The organism is Mesorhizobium sp. M7A.F.Ca.CA.002.05.1.1, assembly GCF_003998335.1.
Lineage (GTDB): Bacteria > Pseudomonadota > Alphaproteobacteria > Rhizobiales > Rhizobiaceae > Mesorhizobium.
The window spans coordinates 1-3,095 of record NZ_RZQI01000724.1 but is presented as its reverse complement, the minus strand read 5'-3'; the positions used below and the strand labels follow the sequence as shown (position 1 = coordinate 3,095).

The following is a 3,095-nucleotide window of genomic DNA, read 5'->3' as shown; positions in this document are numbered from 1 at the left end:
GGTTGCTGAATGTCGATTCCGGCCTGTTCAGCCCGGCTGCCTACGACCTCGGACTGATCGACAGGAAGTTCAACCTTCTGGCCACCTTCCAGCCGGCCTTCTGGTCGATCATCGCCATGGTCGTCTGGAAGGTCGCCGGCTTCACCATGATCATCCTGATGGCCGGCCTGCAATCGATCCCGCAGGACCTGCAGGAGGCGGCCGTCATCGACGGTGCCGGGCCTTTCGCCAGGTTCAGGGCGATCACCCTGCCGCTGATGCGCCGCACGCTGGCGCTGGCGCTGATCCTGTCGGTCGCCGGCTCGATCCTCGCCTTCGACCAGTTCTACATCATCCTGCGCGGCGGCCCGCGCAACCAGACGCTGACGGCGGTCTACTGGATCTTCAACCAGTCCTTCGTGTCGTTCAAGCTCGGCTATGGCGCGGCACTTTCCATGGTGCTGCTGGTCATCCTGGTGGCGCTCAGCCTCGTCCAGCTATGGTTGTTGCGCAAGCCGGAGGGTCTCGACTGATGGCGCAGGCAGCCTCCCGTAGCCGCCGGCTCCTGAGCCGCGTCGCAGAGCATTCTACCGGCATCGTCGCCTCGGTGCTGTTCGCCGCGCCGATTGTTTGGGCGGTGCTGTCGGCGTTCAAGCCGGCGGCCGAAGCACGCCTGCCGCCGCTGCCGCCGTGGCCGACGTCGGGGTTCTCGCTGGAGAACTATGCCACGCTCAACAGCTTCGGCGACGGGCTGTGGGTCTCGGCGCAAAACAGCATCTATGTCTCGGTGATGACGGTGGTGCTGTCGGTCGCCGTCAGCGTGCTGGCCGGCTACGGCTTTTCGCGGTTCCGGTTTCCGTTCAAGGACCTGTTCTTCATCCTCATCCTGTCGACGATCATGATCCCGTTTCAGTCGATCCTGACGCCGATCTTCCTGGTGCTGACCAAGCTTGGCCTGCACAACACCCTGACCGGCCTGGTCGGCGTCTATGTGACGCTGCAACTGCCGTTCTCGATCTTCATGATGCGCAACGCCTTCGACGCCGTGCCGCGCGACATCGAGGAGGCCGCCCGCATGGACGGCGCCAGCAATCTCACCATGCTTTTGAAAGTGATGCTGCCGCTGGTCTGGCCGGGCGTGGTCACCATCGCCCTGTTTGCCTTCCTCGGCGCCTGGAACGAATTCCTCGCCGCCCTCGTGCTGATGACCGACCAGTCCAAGTTCACGCTGCCGGTGATGATGACCGCACTGCAGTCGGGCCGCTTCGGCGCCATCGACTGGGGCGCGGTGCAGGCGGGCGTCACCGTGATGATGGTGCCGTGCCTCATCCTCTTCCTGGCGCTGCAGCGCTTCTACATCCGCGGCCTGATGGCCGGGGCCGTCAAATAGAATGGAGTAAGTTCATGACCGCATCGCCATCCGCAAAAACCGGAAAACCGAAGCTCGCCTTCCGCCCGCTGCCGGTGCCGCAGGTCGACGTGCACGGCTTCTGGGGCGACCGCGCCGACGCTGTCGCCACACGCACCGCCGACATCCTCTACGAGCGCTGCGTCGAGGCCCGCATGCTGGAGCAGATCGATCCGGACCGCCCCTCGCCCGGCATAGTCATCCCCTTCCACTCGCCCTCCCCCGACGAAGCCGACCGCCAGGGCGCGGAATTCACTGGATCGACGGTGACCACGCAGATGTTCTGGGATTCCGATCTCGGCAAGACGATCGAGACCGCGGCCTATTCGCTTTACCGGCGCAAGAACCCCGAACTGGAGAAGAAGATCGATGCCGTCATCGACATGTATGGCAAGCTGCAGCAGGAGGACGGCTATCTCTCGAGCTGGTATCAGCGCATCCAGCCCGGCAAGCGCTGGACCAATCTGCGCGACTGCCACGAGCTCTATTGCGCCGGCCACCTGATCGAGGGCGCGGTCGCCTATTACCAGGCGACGGGAAAACGCAAGCTGCTCGACATCATGTGCCGCTATGCCGACCATATCGCGTCGGTGCTCGGCCCCGAGCCCGGCAAGAAGAAGGGCTATTGCGGACATGAGGAGATCGAGCTGGCGCTGGTCAAGCTGGCGCGGGTGACAGGCGAGCGGAAATACATGGAGCTGGCCAAATACTTCATCGACCAGCGCGGGCAGCAGCCGCATTATTTCGACGAGGAGGCCCGCGCCCGCGGCGCCGACCCGAAGGCCTATCATTTCAAGACCTATGAATACAGCCAGTCGCACATCCCGGTGCGCGAGCAGGACAAGGTCGTCGGCCACGCGGTCAGGGCGATGTACCTCTATTCCGGCATGGCCGACATCGCCACCGAATATGGCGACGACACGCTGCGGTCGGCGCTCGACCTTCTGTGGGACGATCTCACCACCAAGAGCCTCTATATCACCGGCGGGCTCGGGCCATCGGCGCACAATGAGGGGTTCACCAGCGACTATGACCTGCCCAACGAGAGCGCCTATGCCGAGACCTGTGCAGCGGTGGGCCTGGTGTTCTGGGCCAGCCGCATGCTCGGCATGGGGCCGAATGCGCGCTACGCCGACATGATGGAACGCGCCCTCTACAACGGTTCGATCTCGGGCCTGTCGCTCGACGGCTCGCTGTTTTTCTACGAGAATCCATTGGAAAGCCGGGGCAAGCACAACAGGTGGAAATGGCACCGCTGCCCGTGCTGCCCACCCAATATCGGGCGCATGGTCGCCTCGATCGGCAGCTATTTCTACAGCCTGGCCGACGACGCGTTGGCCATCCACCTCTATGGCGACTCGACCGCCCGTTTCGACATATCGGGCGTCCCGGTCGGCGTGACGCAGACGAGCCGCTATCCCTGGGACGGCGCCGTCGAGATCGTGCTCGAACCGCAGGCGCCGGTCGAATTCACCTTGCACCTGCGCATTCCAGCCTGGAGCGCCAGTGCCCAGTTGAAGGTGAACGGCGAGGCCATCAAGCTGGCTGAGATCACCAGCGACGGCTACGCCGCGATCAAGCGGACATGGAAGAAGGGCGACAATATCCGGCTCGATCTCGAAATGCCGATCGAGCGGCTCTATGCCAACCCGCAGGTGCGCCAGGATGCCGGCCGCGTCGCGCTGTCGCGCGGCCCGCTGATCTATTG

Annotated in this window: 3 protein-coding genes; all 3 read left to right on the top strand. The window is 64.0% G+C overall.

What is annotated here, in order from left to right:
* Window positions 1-512: carbohydrate ABC transporter permease (locus EN939_RS27355; protein ID WP_164751256.1), on the top strand; the 512-nt coding region annotated here is incomplete at its 5' end.
* Entirely contained in the window at window positions 512-1,369 is an 858-nt protein-coding gene (locus EN939_RS27350; protein ID WP_127270850.1) for a carbohydrate ABC transporter permease, read from the top strand. The genes EN939_RS27355 and EN939_RS27350, both read left to right, overlap by 1 nt.
* Window positions 1,370-1,383: 14 nt before the next feature.
* A partial coding sequence (locus EN939_RS27345; protein WP_164751255.1) for a glycoside hydrolase family 127 protein occupies window positions 1,384-3,095 on the top strand: 1,712 nt, incomplete at its 3' end.